Origin of the sequence: Prevotella sp. TF12-30, from assembly GCF_003436715.1 — a bacterium.
GTDB lineage: Bacteria > Bacteroidota > Bacteroidia > Bacteroidales > Bacteroidaceae > Prevotella > Prevotella copri_A.
Map to the genome: position 1 here is coordinate 13,263 of NZ_QSQJ01000035.1, position 17,572 is coordinate 30,834.

The window sequence follows — 17,572 nt, forward strand, 5'->3', positions numbered from 1 at the left end:
CTAAAAAAAGGGCAACTTCCGAAGAAATTGCCCCTTTATACCTTATTATATATGGCGATTGATGAATTTTCAGCAACCGCATTGTTTTGCTATTACGCCTTGATGATGCCTTCCTCTACGAAAATCTTCTTCAAGATCTCAACAGCCTTCTCTACCTGCTCTCTTGTATGAGTAGCCATAAGAGCAAAACGCACCAATGTGTCCTGAGGAGCACATGCTGGTGGGATAACAGGATTGATGAACACACCTGCATCATAAGCCAGCTTGGTAACAACGAATGTCTTCTCTGCATCACGAACGTAGAGAGGAATGATAGGACTCTCAGTCTCACCAATCTCGAAACCTTCCTCACGGAAACGCTTCAAAGCATAGTTGGTAACATCCCAAAGATTCTCAAAACGCTCAGGCTCCTTCTGGATGATATGGAGAGCCTCGAGAGCTGCAGCAGTTGCAGCTGGAGTGTTAGATGCACTGAAGATGTAAGTACGGCAGTTGTGACGGAGGAAGTTGATGGTATCCTTATCTGATGCGATGAAACCACCGATAGATGCCAGACTCTTAGAGAAGGTACCCATGATGAGATCTACCTCATCGGTCAGACCGAAATGATCGCAGACACCACGTCCCTGCTTACCAAACACGCCAAGGCCATGAGCCTCATCTACCATGATAGAGCAGTTGTACTTATGCTTCAACTTCACGATTTCTGGCAAGTTAGCCAAATCGCCCTCCATAGAGAACACGCCATCCACAACGATGAGCTTGACTGCATCCTCAGGAAGCTTAGAGAGCACGCGCTCCAAATCTTCCATATCGTTGTGCTTGTAGTGAAGCTGGGTAGCGAATGAAAGACGACGGCCATCTACGATACTGGCATGATCACGGTCGTCACAGATGATATAATCACCGCGGCCTACAACACATGCCAACACGCCCTGGTTTACAGAGAAACCAGTAGAGAAGCACAATGTCTCATCCTTGCCCATAAACTCAGCAAGCTCTTTTTCGAGCTGCACATGCAAATCGAGTGTACCATTGAGGAAGCGGCTACCAGCACAGCCTGAGCCGTACTTGTCAAGAGCAGCCTTAGCTGCATCGATAACACGCTGATCATTAGTCAAACCCTGGTAAGCATTAGAACCGAACATCAGGATCTTATGACCATCGATGTCAGTTACCTCTGTCATCTGCTTACTTGTGATCTCACGGAAGTATGGATACACACCGGCTTCCATATACTTCTGAGGTACACGATAATTCTTGTATCTTTCTTGTAATTGTCCCATTATAATAGGTGTACTTTATTTCTATTTTAATTTATTTTCTAGTTTCAGGCTGCAAAGATACAAAAAAAGATTAATAAAACCGCTTTTTTCCTAAGAAAGTTTACTTTTATGCTTTTTTTAGTAGATATTTCTTGCCATTTTAGGGATTTTTATTACTTTTGCAATTTAAAATACAATTTCTTGACTAAGATATGAAAAAAAAGATAGTTTTCATCATGAACCCGATTTCTGGAACCAGCAGCAAAGCGGCGGTTCCCAGTTTGATAGATTCTACTTTGGACAAGGAGCAGTTCGAGTACGAGATAAAAATGACTGAAAGACCAGGACACGCCTCAGAACTGGCAGCCGAAGCCAGAGACAACCACGCAGACATCGTGGTGGCTGTAGGTGGCGATGGCACTGTAAACGAGGTAGCCCGTTCCCTCGTCCATTCCGACTCAGCATTAGGCATTCTGCCTTGCGGCTCAGGAAACGGCCTGGCGCGCCACCTGCTGTTGCCAATGAACTTGAAGAAGAGCATTGAGATCATCAACGCCTGCGAAATACACGACCTAGACTACGGAGTCATCAACGAATACCCATTCTTCTGCACTTGCGGAATGGGCTTCGACGCCTTTGTCAGTATGAAGTTTGCAGAAAGCGGAAAGCGTGGACCGATCAGCTATGCAGAGAACATCCTGAGAGAAGGCTTAAAATATGAGCCTGAAACATATACTCTGGAGGATGAGACAGGAACAAAACAATATAAAGCGTTTCTCATCTCATGTGCCAACGCTTCCCAATACGGCAACAACGCCTATATTGCCCCACAGGCATCTATGAGCGATGGATTGATGGATGTGGTCATCATGGAACCGTTTGATGTCATCGAAGCTTCACAGGTTAGTTTCGACATGTTCAACAAGACCCTCGACAAAAACTCGAAGATCAAGTCTTTCCGGTGCAAGAAGCTCCACATCACCCGCAGCAAGCCAGGTGTCATCCATTATGATGGCGACCCTGTGATGACCGGCGCCGACATAGATGTGCACATGGAAGAAAAAGGCATCAAGATGATTGTAAATCCGTTTGCAGACAAGAGTGTGCGCAAGCCGAACGTCATCCAATCAGCCTTTGCCGATTTCTTCAACGACATCAATGTTGTACGCGATGACATTCACAAAGACATCCAGCGCCAAAGCAAACGAGTAGGAGCCATCAGCAAGCTCGTACAGAGAAAGCTGAACCTCTAGCCCTTACCAAATATAGAATTCTTCCGTAATTTTCGCATACCACTCTGACCGGTTCCCCTCGGAATCGGTCATTGTTTTTATAGTATTTTCCATTCCATTATACCGATGTTTTGCAAATGACAGAAGATAACGTTTCGGCTGTTTGCGCTCTACAGTCTTAACGCCACACTGCCGGATAAGATAAAAACCTAGCATACAAGCTTCCGACACAACCACCTCAAGAACCTCTGAAGGAACAATCACGGAAAAAACGCCATCATCACTCAGTAGCATTTTTGCACCCCTGAAAAGATCCCTGAAAGGCAAACTATCCGTATGGCGGGCCATCGTACGTTTACTGTCTGGATTTTTTAGACTATTCAAGAAGAAAGGAGGATTGCTTACGATTGCATCAAAAGACTCCTCAGAATGATAGTCCTGCAATCGGCAGCACTCTATTTCGACACGATCGGCAAAAGGACTTGCAGCCACATTCTCAGCAGCCTCCTCACAAGCCTCTCCGTCCATATCAATACCCAGCACCTGCGCCTCAGGGAAGCGCTGCGCCATCATCAGCGAAATGAGTCCGGTACCCGACCCGACATCCAATATGCGTTTACCGCCAGGTGCCCATGCCCCCAGCAGCACACCATCCGTTCCCACTTTCATGGCGCAACGATCCTGATGAATCTCAAATTGTTTGAATTTAAATCCAGTCATAGTTTTACTTTTAAAATAGTAACGCAAAAATCAGCATTTTATTACAGTCTTCTTGCTTATATTAATAATAATATCTAATAAAGAGGTGATTTTCGGAAAAAACGATGGGATTCTCGGCAAAAATTACTAACTTTGCACCCTATAAATATATATTCAAGAGAATATACACCCCAAAAAGTGTTTATCAAAATAGAACAGAAATTCATATACACCCCAAAAAGTGTTTATCAAATAGAATATGAACAGAAATTCGAATACACAAATCCAGATGATAGCCGACTTTGAGGGCGATGCATCCGTATTGATACAAGAAAGGGAGGCAGGAATCTATCCTACCCTCTGCACTCGCGACCTGGTGGTTTTTCCATCCGTGCTTACTCCTATCTTGATAGGCAGGGCGGAAAGCAAGGAGCTGGCAAACATGCTGGAGCAAAATCCAGAAACTGTATTCTGCATCTTTTGCCAGAAGCATGCGGACATAGACTCACCTAATCAGGAAGACTTGTACGAAACCGGAACATTTGCCAAGCTGATGAGAGTCATCAACATGCCAAACGAAGAGCACCAGAAGACCATCATCGTGCAGGGTTTAGGCCGATGCAAGCTGAAGAAGATAGTAGATAAGGATCCATTCTATCTTGCAGATGTAAAAAGTCTGCCAGAGACCTGGCCTACCGAAAAGGAAGCCAAGGATCCTATGTTCAAGGCATTGACCCAAACTTTCTTCGAGGAATCTATCAAATTCATTCAGTACAATGAGAACATTCCAAACGAGGCTGTCTATGCGATCAATGAGATTACCAATCGCTTCGTGAAATGCAACTTCATCTGCACCTCCCTGCCTTTTACGGCAGAAGACAAGATCAAGATGCTGGAACAGGAGAAGCTGTCAGAGCGACTGATAGAGGCACTCAAGGCCTTGCACAAGGAGCAGAAACTGCTCTACCTGCAAAATGAAATCAGGAACAAGACTCAGTTTGATCTCGACGAGCAGCAGAAGGAATATTACCTGAAGCAGCAGATCAAGAACATCAAGGAAGAGCTGGGCGAAGGCGAAAGCAGTCCGGAAAAGAAGGAGCTGCTCGAAAAAGCCAAGACCAAGAAATGGAACGAGGCAACCCAGAAGGTTTTCCAGAAAGAGTTAGCTAAACTCGACAACATCCATCCTCAGAGTCCAGACTACCCTATCCAGCTCAACTATCTGCAGACGCTGGTAGATTTGCCTTGGGGCGAATACACCGAGGATGACCTCAGCCTGTCTCATGCCCAGAAGATTCTCAACCAGGACCACTACGGCATGGAGAAAGTAAAGGAACGCATCCTGGAATATCTTGCCGTAAGATCCCTGAAGGGTGGAATGCAGAGTCCGATTCTCTGCCTCTATGGTCCTCCGGGAGTCGGCAAGACCAGTCTGGGCAAGAGCATTGCCAAGGCCATGAAGCGCAAATACGTAAGAATGTCTCTGGGAGGTCTGCACGACGAAGCCGAGATTCGCGGTCACCGCCGCACTTATATCGGAGCCATGCCTGGCCGCATTGTCAAGAACATCCTCAAGGCAGGCAGCAGCAACCCAGTCTTCATCCTCGATGAGATAGACAAGGTTTCAGCCAACAACCACCAGGGTGATCCAGCGTCAGCCTTGCTTGAAGTACTCGACCCTGAGCAGAACAACACCTTCCACGACAATTACCTGGATGTGGATTACGATCTCTCTAAGGTTCTCTTCATCGCAACCGCCAATGACATCAGCTCAATCCCACGTCCTTTGCTCGACCGAATGGAGCTCATCGAAGTAGGCGGCTACATTACGGAGGAGAAGATAGAGATTGCCAAGCGCCACCTGATTCCGAAGGAATTGGAGAATACAGGTCTCGACAAATTCACCCCGAAGGTAAGCTTCAACAAGGCAGCCATCGAGGGCATCATCGAGCACTACACCCGAGAAAGCGGTGTGCGCCAGCTCAAGAAACAGATCAACAAGGGACTGCGCAAGATGGCCTACAAGCTCGCCTATTCCAAGGAATTGGAGAAGCCATCCATCACCGCAGCAGACCTGAAGGAGATTCTCGGTACCGCCCCATTCACCCGCGACATCTATCAGGGCAACGATTATGCAGGAGTAGTAACAGGACTTGCATGGACCTCTGTGGGCGGAGAGATTCTCTTTATCGAAACCTCGCTGAGCAAGGGACGACAGGGCAAGCTTACCCTGACCGGTAACCTGGGAGATGTGATGAAGGAATCGGCTATCATCGCCTTGGAATACATCAAGGCGCATATCGACCTGCTAGGCGTGGATTACCGCATCTTTGAAAACTGGAACATCCATATCCACGTACCTGAAGGAGCAACGCCAAAAGACGGTCCTTCGGCAGGTATTACCATTGCCACCAGTATCGCTTCGGCCATCACCCAGCGCAAGGTTCGCAAGAACATAGCCATGACCGGCGAGATTACCCTTCGCGGCAAGGTACTCCCAGTGGGAGGCATCAAGGAGAAGATCCTGGCAGCCAAGCGTGCCGGCATTACCGACATCGTGATCTGCAAGGAAAACAAGAAGAACATCCTCGACATTCCAGAAAAGTATCTCAAGGGCGTAGAGTTCCATTATGTAGAAGATGTAGCAGATGTCTGGGAGTTTGCCCTCACCGACGAGAAGGTAAAGCACCCTATCGACTTCACCATTCCTGAAAAAGACAAAAAAGAAAAGAAATGAAATTTGAACTACAAGTAACAGATAAGGCAAGCGATGCTCGCACCGGCATCATCACCACCGACCACGGACAGATCAAGACTCCGATCTTCATGCCTGTGGGAACTGTGGGCAGCGTAAAGGGTGTACATTTCGAAGAATTGCGCCAGCAGGTAAAGGCCCAGATCATCCTGGGAAACACCTACCATCTCTACCTGCGCCCGGGACTCGAAGTCATCAAGGCGGCAGGCGGACTGCATAAGTTCAACGGCTGGGACCGCCCTATCCTCACCGACAGCGGCGGCTTCCAGGTATTCTCGCTTACCGGAATCCGCAAGCTCAGAGAAGAGGGCTGCGAGTTCCGTTCCCACATCGATGGCAGCAAGCATTTCTTCACTCCAGAGAACGTGATGGATACAGAACGCATCATCGGTGCCGACATCATGATGGCTTTCGATGAGTGTCCTCCCGGACAAAGCGACTTCATGTATGCGAAGAAGAGTCTGGAGATGACCCAGCGCTGGCTCGACCGCTGCATCAAGCGCTTCGACGAGACTGAACCTCTCTATGGTTATCAGCAGAGCCTCTTCCCTATCGTCCAGGGCTGTACTTTCCCAGAGCTGCGCCGCGAAGCAGCCAAGTACATTGCCGACAAGGGAGCCGACGGAAATGCCATCGGCGGTCTTGCTGTAGGCGAGCCTACCGAGGTGATGTATGAGATGATCGAGGTGGTGAATGAGATTCTTCCAAAGGACAAGCCTCGCTACCTGATGGGTGTAGGAACTCCCCAGAACCTGCTCGAGGCCATAGAGCGCGGTGTTGATATGTTCGACTGCGTAATGCCAACCCGCAACGGCCGCAATGCGATGCTCTTTACCTATAATGGTACGATGAACATGCGCAACAAGAAGTGGGAGATGGATTTCAGTCCAGTGGATCCAGACGGCTGCGACATCGACCAGATAACCACCAAGGCCTACCTGCACCATCTCTTCAAGGCCCAGGAGCTCCTTGCCATGCAGATTGCCAGCATCCACAACCTGTCGTTCTATCTCCGTCTCGTTACAGATGCGCGCCACCATATCGAGCAGGGCGACTTCGTAGAGTGGAAACGCTCTATCATCGATCAGCTCGGCCGACGAATCTAGCTTGAGCGTTGAGCATTGAACTTTATAGGATGCTCCTATACATATTTTACATTAAATGATGAAAGATTATAAATACATCAGAAAACATCGCAGACTGCTCAAGATGAGCAGAGCCTTCGAATCTCGCTTCGGCTGGCTCATTGCCATCCTGCAGCGCATAGCCCGCATTCTAGGCTGGATCGGGCACAAGCTGCGATTCCTCAGGGTGCTCAGGTATCTCAACCCACTGAGATACATCAAGCGGTTAGACTGGTACATTATCAAGAAGTTCGTAGGCTACTACTTCTTCTCGATTGCACTGATCATCTCCATCTCCATCGTGTTCGACTTCAATGAGAACCTGGCGAAGTTCACGGAGTATCATGCACCAGCCAAGGCCATCATCTTCGATTATTATGCCAACTTCATCCCTTACTTCGCCAACCTCTTCAGTGCGTTGTTCGTGTTTGTGGCGGTCATCCTCTTCACGTCGAAGCTGGCAGGCAACTCTGAAATCATCGCCATTCTGGCATCAGGTGTTTCCTTCAAGCGACTCCTTCGTCCTTACCTCATCACCTGCATCATGCTCTCAGCCTTGAGCTATGCACTCTCTGCCTACGTGATTCCTCACGGCACGGTAGTACGCCAGAACTTTGAGACGATGTACAAGAACAAGAAGAAGAATACTTCTGCCGAAAACGTACAGCTACAGGTAGATAAGGGCGTAATTGCCTATATGCAGCACTACGACAACAACTCGAAGCGAGGTTACGGATTCTGTCTCGACAAGTTCCAGGACAAGAAACTCGTAAGCCACCTTACGGCAATGGAGATTCAGTATGATACGATCTCCGACAGCAAATACCACTGGAAACTGAGCAACTGGAAGGTGCGCCAGCTGAAAGGTATGAAGGAGCACATCACCAGCGGAGCACAGAAGGATACGCTGATTACGATGGAGCCTACCGACCTGGTTTATTCCAAGGGTCAGCAGGAAACCTTCACCAGTCCGGAACTGAAGGAGTATATTTCCAAGCAGATCAACCGCGGTTCGGGCAATGTGGTGCAGTATCAGGTAGAATACCACAAGCGCATCGCCGCCTCGTTTGCCTCCTTCATCCTCACCATCATCGGAGTGTCGCTTTCATCGCGCAAGCGTAAGGGAGGAATGGGCTTATCTTTGGGAATCGGTCTTGCACTAAGCTTCGGCTACATCATGCTGCAAACCGTATCGGCAACCTTTGCCATCCAGGCAAACTTCCCTCCGGCACTTGCAGCCTGGTTGCCAAACATCATCTTCGCCTTCGTTGCCTACTTCTGCTACCGCAAGGCACCGAGGTAATTAAACATTGAAACAAAGAACCTTGACCATTGAATCGGATGAAGCTCCATCCGGCTCAATGGTCAACAAAAGAAAGGAAAAGAATGTATTTCGACGAATTAGATTTGAATGACAACGTGCTCGACGCATTATACGACATGCGCTTCGACACTTGCACCCCTGTACAAGAAAAATGTATCCCTGAGATATTGGAAGGTCACGACGTATTGGGCGTGGCACAGACCGGAACGGGTAAGACAGCAGCCTATCTGCTCCCAGTATTGAGCAAACTTGATGATGGCGGCTATCCGAAAGACGCCATCAACTGCGTCATCATGTCGCCAACCCGCGAGTTAGCCCAGCAGATAGACCAGGCCATGCAGGGCTTCGGCTACTACCTGCAGGATGTGAGCAGCGTGGCTGTTTATGGCGGCAACGACGGCAACCGCTACGATCAGGAGCTGAAGAGCCTCCGCATGGGTGCTGATGTCGTGATTGCTACTCCAGGTCGCCTCATCACCCACATTTCCCTGGGTAATGTAGATCTGAGCAAGGTAAGCTTCTTCATTCTCGATGAGGCCGACCGCATGCTCGACATGGGCTTCTCAGAAGACATCAATACCATCGCTTCCAAGTTGCCAAAGACCTGCCAGACCATCATGTTCTCTGCCACCATGCCTGAGAAAATTGAGGAACTTGCCAAGGCCCTGCTCAAGGATCCTGTAGAGATCAAGCTTGCCGTAAGCAAGCCTGCCGAGAAGATCAAGCAGGAGGCTTACATTTGTTACGAGACCCAGAAGATGACCATCATCAAGGATATCTTCAAGGCTGGCGATATGAAGCGCGTCATCGTGTTCAGCGGCAGCAAGATGAAGGTGAAGCAGCTGGCTGCTGCCCTTCAGCAGATTGGCATCAACTGCGGTGCAATGCACTCCGACCTGGAGCAGGCAGAGCGCGATGATGTGATGTTCAAGTTCAAGAGCGGTCAGTTCGACGTACTGGTTGCTACGGATATCGTGGCTCGTGGAATCGATATTGATGATATCGAGATGGTCATCAATTATGACGTTCCTCACGATACTGAGGATTATGTTCACCGCATCGGCCGTACAGCCCGTGCCAACCGCGATGGTAGAGCCATCACCTTCGTCAACGAAGAAGACCAGTACTGGTTCCAGCAGATTGAGAAGTTCCTGGAGAAGGTGGTAGAGAAGATGCCTCTGCCGGAAGATTGCGGCGAAGGCCCTGAATACATCAAGCTCAACAAGCCTTCAAAACGCAACAATGGTCGAAAGGGCAAGGGCGGAAAGCAGGGCGGAAACAACCGCAACGGCAACCGCGGCGGCAACAATAACAGCAACGGCAACCGCGGCGGCAACAATAACAGCAACGGCGAGGGCGAGGGCAAGACCAAGACCAGCGCCAAGAGCCGCAGACAGAAAGACCGCGACCAGACTTCACACAAGCGCAAGCCAAACAAGCCAAACGAGCGTCAGGAAAAGACTCCTCAGAACAATGGCGAGAATGGTTCACAGAAGAATCGCGAGAACGGCGAGCAGAAGAATCGCGAGTTCAAGAACAATGAACAGAGAAACGCTGAGCAGCACAACGGCGAGCAGAAGAACCGCAATAACAACAAGCGCCGCAACAATAAGCAGCGCAACAACAATAAGCAGCGCAACAACGAGAACGGCAACCAGCAGGGCAATCAGCAGTCTAACGGCAACCAGCGCCCAGGCAATGAGAACAATGTTCGTCCTGGAAGCAATGGCCGAGGCAGAGGCGTAGCCCAGAAGAAGCAGGGTGGCGCTCAGCAGAACCAGCAGAAGAAGGGTTCTGAGAATTCCGGTCCTCGCAAGTACGCTCCTGTTGTCAATCCACAGAAGAACGATAATCCTGTGAAGAAATTCATCAAGCGTATCTTCGGATTCGGCAAATAATCTCAAGAGAGAATAATCTCCAGAGAGAATAATCTCCCGAAATGATGTATTCCTGCTTCCAGGCAGGCTTATACATTATTATATATATATGAGAAGCCCGATAAGAGAGTTGGACTATCCCAACCTTTTGTCGGGCTTCTCTTTTTTAAACGAACCTGAAAACACGGCTAAAATGGACAGAAATAAAAGACTCCCAGTCACTCCGCTGATGTTCTTCAGCCTCATACTATCACTTAGCATCATCACAGCCAGATACAGCTATGATTACTTCTCCACGCGCTATTGGCTCATCGCAGCCATCATTGCCATAGCCTTAGCCGGCTGCTGCTATGTACTCCATGAAAACCGTCAGCTTTCCCGGCTCTTCTTCAGAAAAATCAAGCAGTTGGTCCTTCTTCAGAGCCTCCTTTTGTCGCTCTGCCTGTTCTGTCTGGGCGGTTTCATCACCTCCCATCATATCGATAAGACGAAAGCGCCTGGCAGCATCATGACCTACCAGTCACTCTCCCCCATCGACCGCACCATCCTGGCAAGCCGTTCCTTCCGCCAGCAGCTGGAACAGCAGCTGCATACTTATCATATCGACGGACAGGATTTCGCCGTGATTTCTGCGATGGCGATGGGCGATAAGGGTTCACTCGATCGGGAAACCAAGGAGAGCTTTTCCATCTCCGGCACAAGTCATATACTGGCAGTTAGCGGCTTGCACATAGGCATTATCTTCCAGCTCTTCGTGATTCTTCTGGGCGGAAAGCGCCGTTCCAGACCCACCATTGCCCTGTCCCTCGTTGCCGTATGGGCGTATGTCGTCTTTATCGGCTTTCCCCCTAGTGCCGTCAGATCAGCCTCCATGCTCAGCATCTACAGTTTCTGCCTGTTAGCCCTGCGCCCCGACCTTTCGCTCAACACCCTGGCGCTAGCCTATGTCATCATGCTGTTTCTGAATCCCTTCCATCTTTTCGACATCAGTTTCCAGATGTCCTTTCTCGCCGTGGCTTCCATCCTCATATTCTATCCCCCACTCTTCGGCCTGCTCAAATCCCACGGCAAGATCATCCGTTGCCTCTGGGGATTATTCAGCGTATCCCTGGCGGCACAGATAGGTACGCTTCCGCTCATCGTCTATTATTTCGGCAGAATATCCTGCTACTCCCTGCTCACCAGCTTCATCGCCATCCCGGCAGCCACCCTCATCCTCTATCTTTGTGCCCTACTCCTGCTGCTTTCTCCCCTTACCTACATTTCCAGCCTTGCCTCCGTCGGCACCTGGCTGATGCAACATGTAGCAGCAGTACTTGCCAGCATTACCCAAGCCACCCATACCGCCTTCCGGCTTACCAGTCTGTTACCGGGTGCCAGCATAGACCATCTTCATCTGTCACTCCTTCAATTGATGCTTCTCTATCTGGCAGTCGTATCTGGCTACCTGGTCCTTGCCAAATGGAACCAGATAAGGGAAAAAATCTACAAGATTCGCCATTCTCATGCATTACCTTTCTAATCATTTGCCCATCACAAAAATAATGTGTATCTTTGCAGTATGAATTACGATAGAATCAAACAGCAGGCAGGTCATCTTCCTGCCTTCCAGATAGCCGACGCCATCAACAGCACCCTGAAGGAGTCGGCAAACCTTGTTGTTACCGCTCCGCCGGGAGCCGGAAAATCCACCATACTCCCACTCACCCTCCTCGGAGCCACCCCACAGGGAAAGATTCTGATGCTGGAACCACGCCGCCTTGCTGCCCGTCAGATAGCTGAACGAATGGCAAGCATCTTGGGCGAACCCGTGGGCAAGACCGTGGGTTATCGGGTACGCTTCGAGAACAAGGTTTCTTCAGAAACCCGCATCGAGGTGCTCACCGAGGGAATACTTACCCGAATGCTCATCCATGATGCCACGCTCGAAGGAGTGAGCGCCGTCATCTTCGATGAGTTTCACGAGCGAAGCATCAACTCCGACCTGTCGCTAGCACTCACCCGACAGGCACAGGAAATCATCCGACCCGATTTGAAGATCATCATCATGTCGGCTACCATCGATGCTACTGCCATCTGCGAGGCTCTTCAGGCGCCATTGATAGAGAGCGAAGGACGGATGTTCCCCGTAGAGACCGTTTATTCAGAGACCGACATTGCGCGATACGATATATATAAAGAGGTGGCGACAACCATCCTCAAGGCAGCAGATAGGAACGAGGGAGATATTCTTGCTTTCCTTCCTGGACAGTCGGAGATTCTGAAATGCAAGGAGATATTGGATGCAAGCCTCAGCAGGGCTTCAGCTGAACTTTCCGTTCCTCAGGTTTATCCGCTCTACGGCAATCTTCCACCCGAGAAGCAGCGCCTCGCCATAGCCCCTTCGAAAGAGGGAGAAAGGAAAATTGTGCTCGCCACACCTATCGCAGAAACCTCACTTACCATCGAAGGTGTGAGGATCGTGGTGGATTCCGGACTTTGCCGAAAACTGGTTTACAATGCCCGAACGGGATTGAGCCACCTGGAAACCGTAACCATCAGCAAGGATATGGCAACCCAGAGAAAAGGACGAGCCGGACGAGTGGCTGAAGGAATCTGCTACCGGTTGTGGACTCAGACCTCGGAACATCTGATGGAAGACCAGCGCCGACCGGAAATAGAAGAAGCCGATCTTACGTCGATGGTACTCGATATTGCAGCCTTTGGCGAGAACAATCCCCAGTCGCTGCTCTGGCTTACCCCACCATCAAGCAGTAACCTTCTCAATGCCAAGGAATTGCTTCTTTCTCTTGAAGCGATAGAACCGGATGGCAGCATCACCCCATTGGGCAGGAAGATGGCAACATTGCCTTGTCATCCACGCATCGCCAAGATGATGATGAGCTCAGAAACTTCTGCACTCAAAGCTCTAGCCTGCGATGTAGTCGCCCTGCTGGAAGAGAAAGACCCGATGAGCGACGCAGAGGATTCGGACATGGCGCAGCGCCTCTCCATCCTCCGTTCGCAGCGACAGAAAAACAGTCTGGGCAGATGGGCTCGCATCGCCCAGATTGCCCAGGAATACCGAAGGATGCTCAAGGTGAAGGAAGACAATGAGCCGGTGGATGCAGAGGAGGTGGGCAGACTGATTGCCCTAGCCTATCCTGAGCGCATCGCCATGGCCATCGATAATATCGGACATTTCAGAATGTCGAACGGAAAGACGCTCTTCATCGATTCAAGCGATGTGATGTCGGCACAGCAATGGCTCGCCATCGCCTCGCTCAATGTATCTGCCCAACCGTCGGGCACGAATGCTTCCACCCCGCTTCCATCTTCAGGAAAGGCAGGCAGGGTGTTTCTCTCGGCTCCCGTAAACATCAACGACCTCCCTACCCACGAGTTCGACAACGTCTCGTGGGACAGTAAGGCGGGAATGATCAGGATGCAGAGAGAGCGACGCATCGGAACCCTTGTGGTGGATAGCAAACCACTCCAGGATGCCGACAAACAGCAGATTATCCATATTCTCTGCACCGCCATCCGGAAGGAAGGACTCAGCATGCTGGATTGGAACGAAGACGTTCAGCGGTTGCAGCGGAGAGTGGCGAAGGTAAGAGAGTGGCATCCGGAAATGGAGTTGCCCGATCTGTCCACCGCGCACCTGATGGAGACAGCCGCCGAATGGTTGCCCTTCTATCTGGAACAGGGCGGAAAGCTCAAGACGAGCACCACCGAACTCAGGAAGCTCAATCTCCCGGAAATACTCTGGGCACAGATTCCATACGAGCAGCAGCAGGAGATAGACCGCCTCGCACCCACCCACATCGTGGTTCCATCGGGCAGTCATATCCGCATCGACTATCGCCAGGGAGCCGAGGCTCCCATCCTCAGTGTCCGTCTGCAGGAATGCTTCGGAATGACTCAGACGCCAGCTGTTGATGATGGCAGACAGCCTCTGTTGCTGGAGTTGCTCTCTCCGGGTTTCAAGCCCGTTCAGCTTACGCAGGACCTCGCCAGTTTTTGGCAATCCACCTATTTCGAGGTGCGCAAGGAGCTGAAGCGCCGCTACCCCAAGCACTTCTGGCCCGAGAATCCATTGGAAAGTGAGGCAGTAAGAGGGGTGAAAAGGAAGAAATAATAGATAGAAGAATAGTATAACTTTTAAATAATATATAATTATGAATGTAGGAGATAAAATACCAGAGATTCTTGGCATAGACCAGGACGGACGTGAAATCAAGGCAAGCGACTATCGTGGTCGCAAGCTCGTGCTCTACAGTTATCCGAAGGCTAACACCAGCGGATGCACTGCCGAAGCCTGCTCTCTGCAGGCTCATAAGGAGGAACTGGCAGCAGCCGGTTACGAGATTATCGGCGTGAGCAAGGACAAGCAGGCGCTGCAGAAGAAGTTTTCTGAAACCAAGGGTCTGCAGTTCCCACTTATTGCCGATACCGAGACCACCCTTTTGCAGGAACTCGGCTGCTGGGGCGAGAAGGTAACCTGCGGCAGAAAGACCATCGGAATCCTCCGCACCACCTATCTTGTCAACGAAGAAGGCGTCATCGAGAAGATCTTCACTCCAAAGGAGATCAAGACCAAGATTCATGCAGAGCAGATTCTGGATTACATCCATCAATAAGCCTACAGCAGAATGGACAATATTGTCATCGAACTTTTTCTGTTGAGCATCGGAGCCAGTTTTGTGCAACGCACCACTGGCTTCGGTTTTGGCATCTTCATCATGACGATGCTCCCCTCCATCATGCCCTCTTACGGTGAGGCAACAACCCTCTCAGGCATCCTGGCGATGACCACCTCGCTGATCATCGTCATTCAGAAATACAAGTACATCACCTGGAGGCGGCTGCTGCCCATTCTGTTCACCTTCATCATCATTTCCATCGGAGCCATCTTTGTGCTCCGGCGGATGGAATATCATATTCTGAACATATTGCTAGGCATTACGCTGATTATCGTGAGCATCTACTTCACCTTCTTCAGCAAGCGCATCAAGGTGAAGACAACGCTTCCAGTGCAGGTTACGGCAGGAACATTGAGCGGACTGATGGGAGGATTCTTCGGAATGCAGGGACCACCAGCCGTGCTCTACTTCGTCAGTTCAGAGCCCGACAAGGATCGCTATCTGGCGATGACGCAGACCTATTTCCTGGCAGGCAATCTGATGATGACACTGGCAAGAGCCTACAACGGTTTCTTCACCACCACGGTCTCCATAGGTTATGTGTATGGAATAGCAGGAGTCTTCATTGGCAACCTGATAGGCTCCTGGGTGTTCAGGCACCTCAGCGGCTCCCTGCTCAAATACATCATCTATGCCTATATCGGAATCAGCGGATTAACCTTCCTTCTGGGGGCGTAGCGTATGGAGGCTATAGGTAATTGAAATAAGAAAAAAAAATTAAAACATAAGATTATGACAAACAAGGAATTGATACTCGCCCAACTGATGATGGCGATGATAAAGTATGATGGTGGCGATGCGCCACGCATCCAACATTTCGTAAAGGTGCACGACTTTGCCCGTATGATAGCGATAGCAGAGGGAATGAACCAGGAAGACCTCTTCGTGCTCGAAGCAGCAGCCATTCTTCACGATGTAGGCATTCACGTTTCACAAGCCAGATACGGCAACTGCGACGGTAAGCACCAGGAAGAACTGGGTCCTGATGAGGCAAGAAAAGTACTGTCAGAAGTAGATGGATTCACAGCCGCGCAGACAGAAAGAATCTGCTGGCTCATTGCCCATCATCATACTTATAAGGATGTAACCAGCCTCGACCATCGCATTCTGCTCGAAGCAGATTTTCTGGTCAATTCCTTCGAAGCCCACCTTGCCCCCGAAGGCATCATCACCTTCCGCGACCATGTATTCCGCTCGGAGTCAGCCATCAGAATGCTGAATGATATGTGGGGGTTGGAATAAGGAGAATACTTTTACCTAAAAAAAATAACTGTTTAAAATCATGCTAAAAACAATGAATGATATTGGAAATAGACAGCCGGATAGCAATGCTGGCAGCAGTAAGCAAAAAGGAGTGAAGAATAAGCAAACTCGGCAGCTGGTACTATGGATTGGCGCTTTGATAGTAGGCGCAGTTTTGGGTATGTTCGGCATCAGCTGGCTGGATGGCCTGATGAATTTCATCGCCACGGTCTATACCCGCTTATTCCAGCTTCTTGCAGTACCAACCATAGCCTTGGCTGTCATCACAACCCTGGCATCCTTGGGCAACCAGGCAGATACCGGTAAGATATTCCGCCACGCCATCACCTACACCCTGCTCACGACAATAGCAGCTGCGGCAGTGGGACTGGTGCTCTACAACATCGTTTCTCCAGGCAATTTACCTACAGCCTTGGTACAGAGCGGTATGGCAGATGTTCCCCAAAAGCTGGGAGAAACCAGCTATTATGACCATATTCTTGGGGTAATACCTAACAACATCATCAAGCCGTTTGCCGAAGGAAATGTACTCTCCATCCTGATTTTGGCGGCAGCTGCAGGTATTGCTTTAACCAAAATGCCATCAAGCGATAAGAAAGACGTCGTGATGAAAGGATTGTTTGGATTGCAGGATCTGCTCTTCATGCTGATTCATGGATTAATCTGGGCTCTGCCTCTGGGTATCGTTGCCTTTGCAGCACAACTCTCAGCCCAGTTCTCTGCGGGTATCGTGATGGCTTCTCTAGGAAAGTACGTAGCTGTTATCCTGGGAGGTAATGTCATTCAGTTCTTCATCATTCTCCCGCTCTTCCTCTTGGCAAGAGGCTTGAACCCTGTGCGTACACTGGGGAAGATGATGCCGGCAGTATTGATGGCTCTGTTTACAAAAAGTTCGGCTGCGACGTTGCCGGTGACTATGCAGACAGCAGAAGACAGACTGGGAGTTTCCAATCAGGTTTCCCGCTTCGTATTGCCTATCTGTACTACCATCAACATGAATGGTTGCGCTGCGTTTATCCTCGTAACTTCCTTATTCCTGATGCAGAATGGAGGAATGCCTTTACCTTGGACTACGATGATTCTCTGGCTCTTCATTTCAGTTATCTCAGCAGTGGGTAATGCAGGAGTGCCGATGGGATGTTATTTTCTGACCCTATCTCTGATGTCCGGCATCAATGCTCCTATCGGCATCATGGGTATCATCCTGCCAATCTATACCATTATCGACATGATAGAAACGGCAGAGAATGTATGGTCAGACTCCTGTGTCTGCGCTATGGTAGATAAGGACTTGAAAGACCAGTAAATATAGAATAAACACCTAGCATATAAAATAGAATATCAACCT

Annotated in this window: 13 protein-coding genes; 11 read left to right on the forward strand and 2 right to left on the reverse strand. The window is 49.7% G+C overall.

Features of this window, described 5'->3' with window-relative positions; translation table 11 throughout:
- Positions 1-92: 92 nt before the first annotated feature.
- Positions 93-1,286, reverse strand: coding sequence for an aminotransferase class I/II-fold pyridoxal phosphate-dependent enzyme (locus tag DXD25_RS12155; RefSeq protein ID WP_117663738.1), 1,194 nt, complete (start codon positions 1,284-1,286; stop codon positions 93-95).
- A 191-nt stretch (positions 1,287-1,477) separates the two neighbouring features.
- On the opposite strand from DXD25_RS12155, the gene DXD25_RS12160 reads away from it, so the two are divergent.
- Positions 1,478-2,518, forward strand: coding sequence for a diacylglycerol kinase family protein (locus tag DXD25_RS12160; protein ID WP_117663739.1), 1,041 nt, complete (start codon positions 1,478-1,480; stop codon positions 2,516-2,518).
- A 3-nt stretch (positions 2,519-2,521) separates the two neighbouring features.
- Here DXD25_RS12160 and DXD25_RS12165 read toward each other — a convergent pair whose 3' ends face one another.
- The gene (locus tag DXD25_RS12165) at positions 2,522-3,217 is read right to left on the reverse strand and encodes a tRNA1(Val) (adenine(37)-N6)-methyltransferase (protein WP_117663740.1); all 696 of its coding nucleotides are present in this window, start codon (positions 3,215-3,217) and stop codon (positions 2,522-2,524) included.
- Between the two features lie 238 nt (positions 3,218-3,455).
- Here DXD25_RS12165 and lon point away from each other — a divergent pair, with 238 nt between their 5' ends.
- From lon to DXD25_RS12215, 10 genes are all read left to right on the forward strand, one after another.
- A complete protein-coding gene (lon, locus tag DXD25_RS12170) occupies positions 3,456-5,933 on the forward strand; it encodes an endopeptidase La (RefSeq protein WP_117663741.1) in 2,478 nt (825 codons plus the stop codon).
- A complete protein-coding gene (gene tgt / locus DXD25_RS12175; protein WP_089544148.1) occupies positions 5,930-7,057 on the forward strand; it encodes a tRNA guanosine(34) transglycosylase Tgt in 1,128 nt (375 codons plus the stop codon). Before lon ends, tgt begins: the two co-directional genes overlap by 4 nt.
- Positions 7,058-7,115: 58 nt before the next feature.
- On the forward strand, positions 7,116-8,378 hold the full coding sequence (locus DXD25_RS12180) for an LptF/LptG family permease (protein WP_117663742.1): 1,263 nt from the start codon (positions 7,116-7,118) through the stop codon (positions 8,376-8,378).
- Between the two features lie 83 nt (positions 8,379-8,461).
- On the forward strand, positions 8,462-10,297 hold the full coding sequence (locus tag DXD25_RS12185; protein WP_117663743.1) for a DEAD/DEAH box helicase: 1,836 nt from the start codon (positions 8,462-8,464) through the stop codon (positions 10,295-10,297).
- Positions 10,298-10,469: 172 nt separating this feature from the next.
- Entirely contained in the window at positions 10,470-11,798 is a 1,329-nt protein-coding gene (locus tag DXD25_RS12190) for a ComEC/Rec2 family competence protein (protein ID WP_158556336.1), read from the forward strand.
- Positions 11,799-11,837: 39 nt separating this feature from the next.
- Positions 11,838-14,396 carry an ATP-dependent helicase HrpB gene (gene hrpB / locus DXD25_RS12195; RefSeq protein ID WP_117663745.1) on the forward strand — a complete coding sequence of 853 codons (2,559 nt, stop codon included), beginning with the start codon at positions 11,838-11,840 and terminating at the stop codon, positions 14,394-14,396.
- 40 nt (positions 14,397-14,436) lie between these two features.
- Positions 14,437-14,898, forward strand: coding sequence for a peroxiredoxin (locus tag DXD25_RS12200; RefSeq protein WP_117663746.1), 462 nt, complete (start codon positions 14,437-14,439; stop codon positions 14,896-14,898).
- A 12-nt stretch (positions 14,899-14,910) separates the two neighbouring features.
- Positions 14,911-15,639, forward strand: a complete 729-nt coding sequence (locus DXD25_RS12205) for a sulfite exporter TauE/SafE family protein (RefSeq protein ID WP_117663747.1) — start codon at positions 14,911-14,913, stop codon at positions 15,637-15,639.
- 54 nt (positions 15,640-15,693) lie between these two features.
- The gene (locus DXD25_RS12210; protein WP_117663748.1) at positions 15,694-16,203 is read left to right on the forward strand and encodes an HD domain-containing protein; all 510 of its coding nucleotides are present in this window, start codon (positions 15,694-15,696) and stop codon (positions 16,201-16,203) included.
- 52 nt (positions 16,204-16,255) lie between these two features.
- Complete coding sequence (locus DXD25_RS12215) at positions 16,256-17,530, forward strand: dicarboxylate/amino acid:cation symporter (RefSeq protein ID WP_233522305.1); 1,275 nt, start codon at positions 16,256-16,258, stop codon at positions 17,528-17,530.
- Positions 17,531-17,572 lie beyond the last annotated feature (42 nt).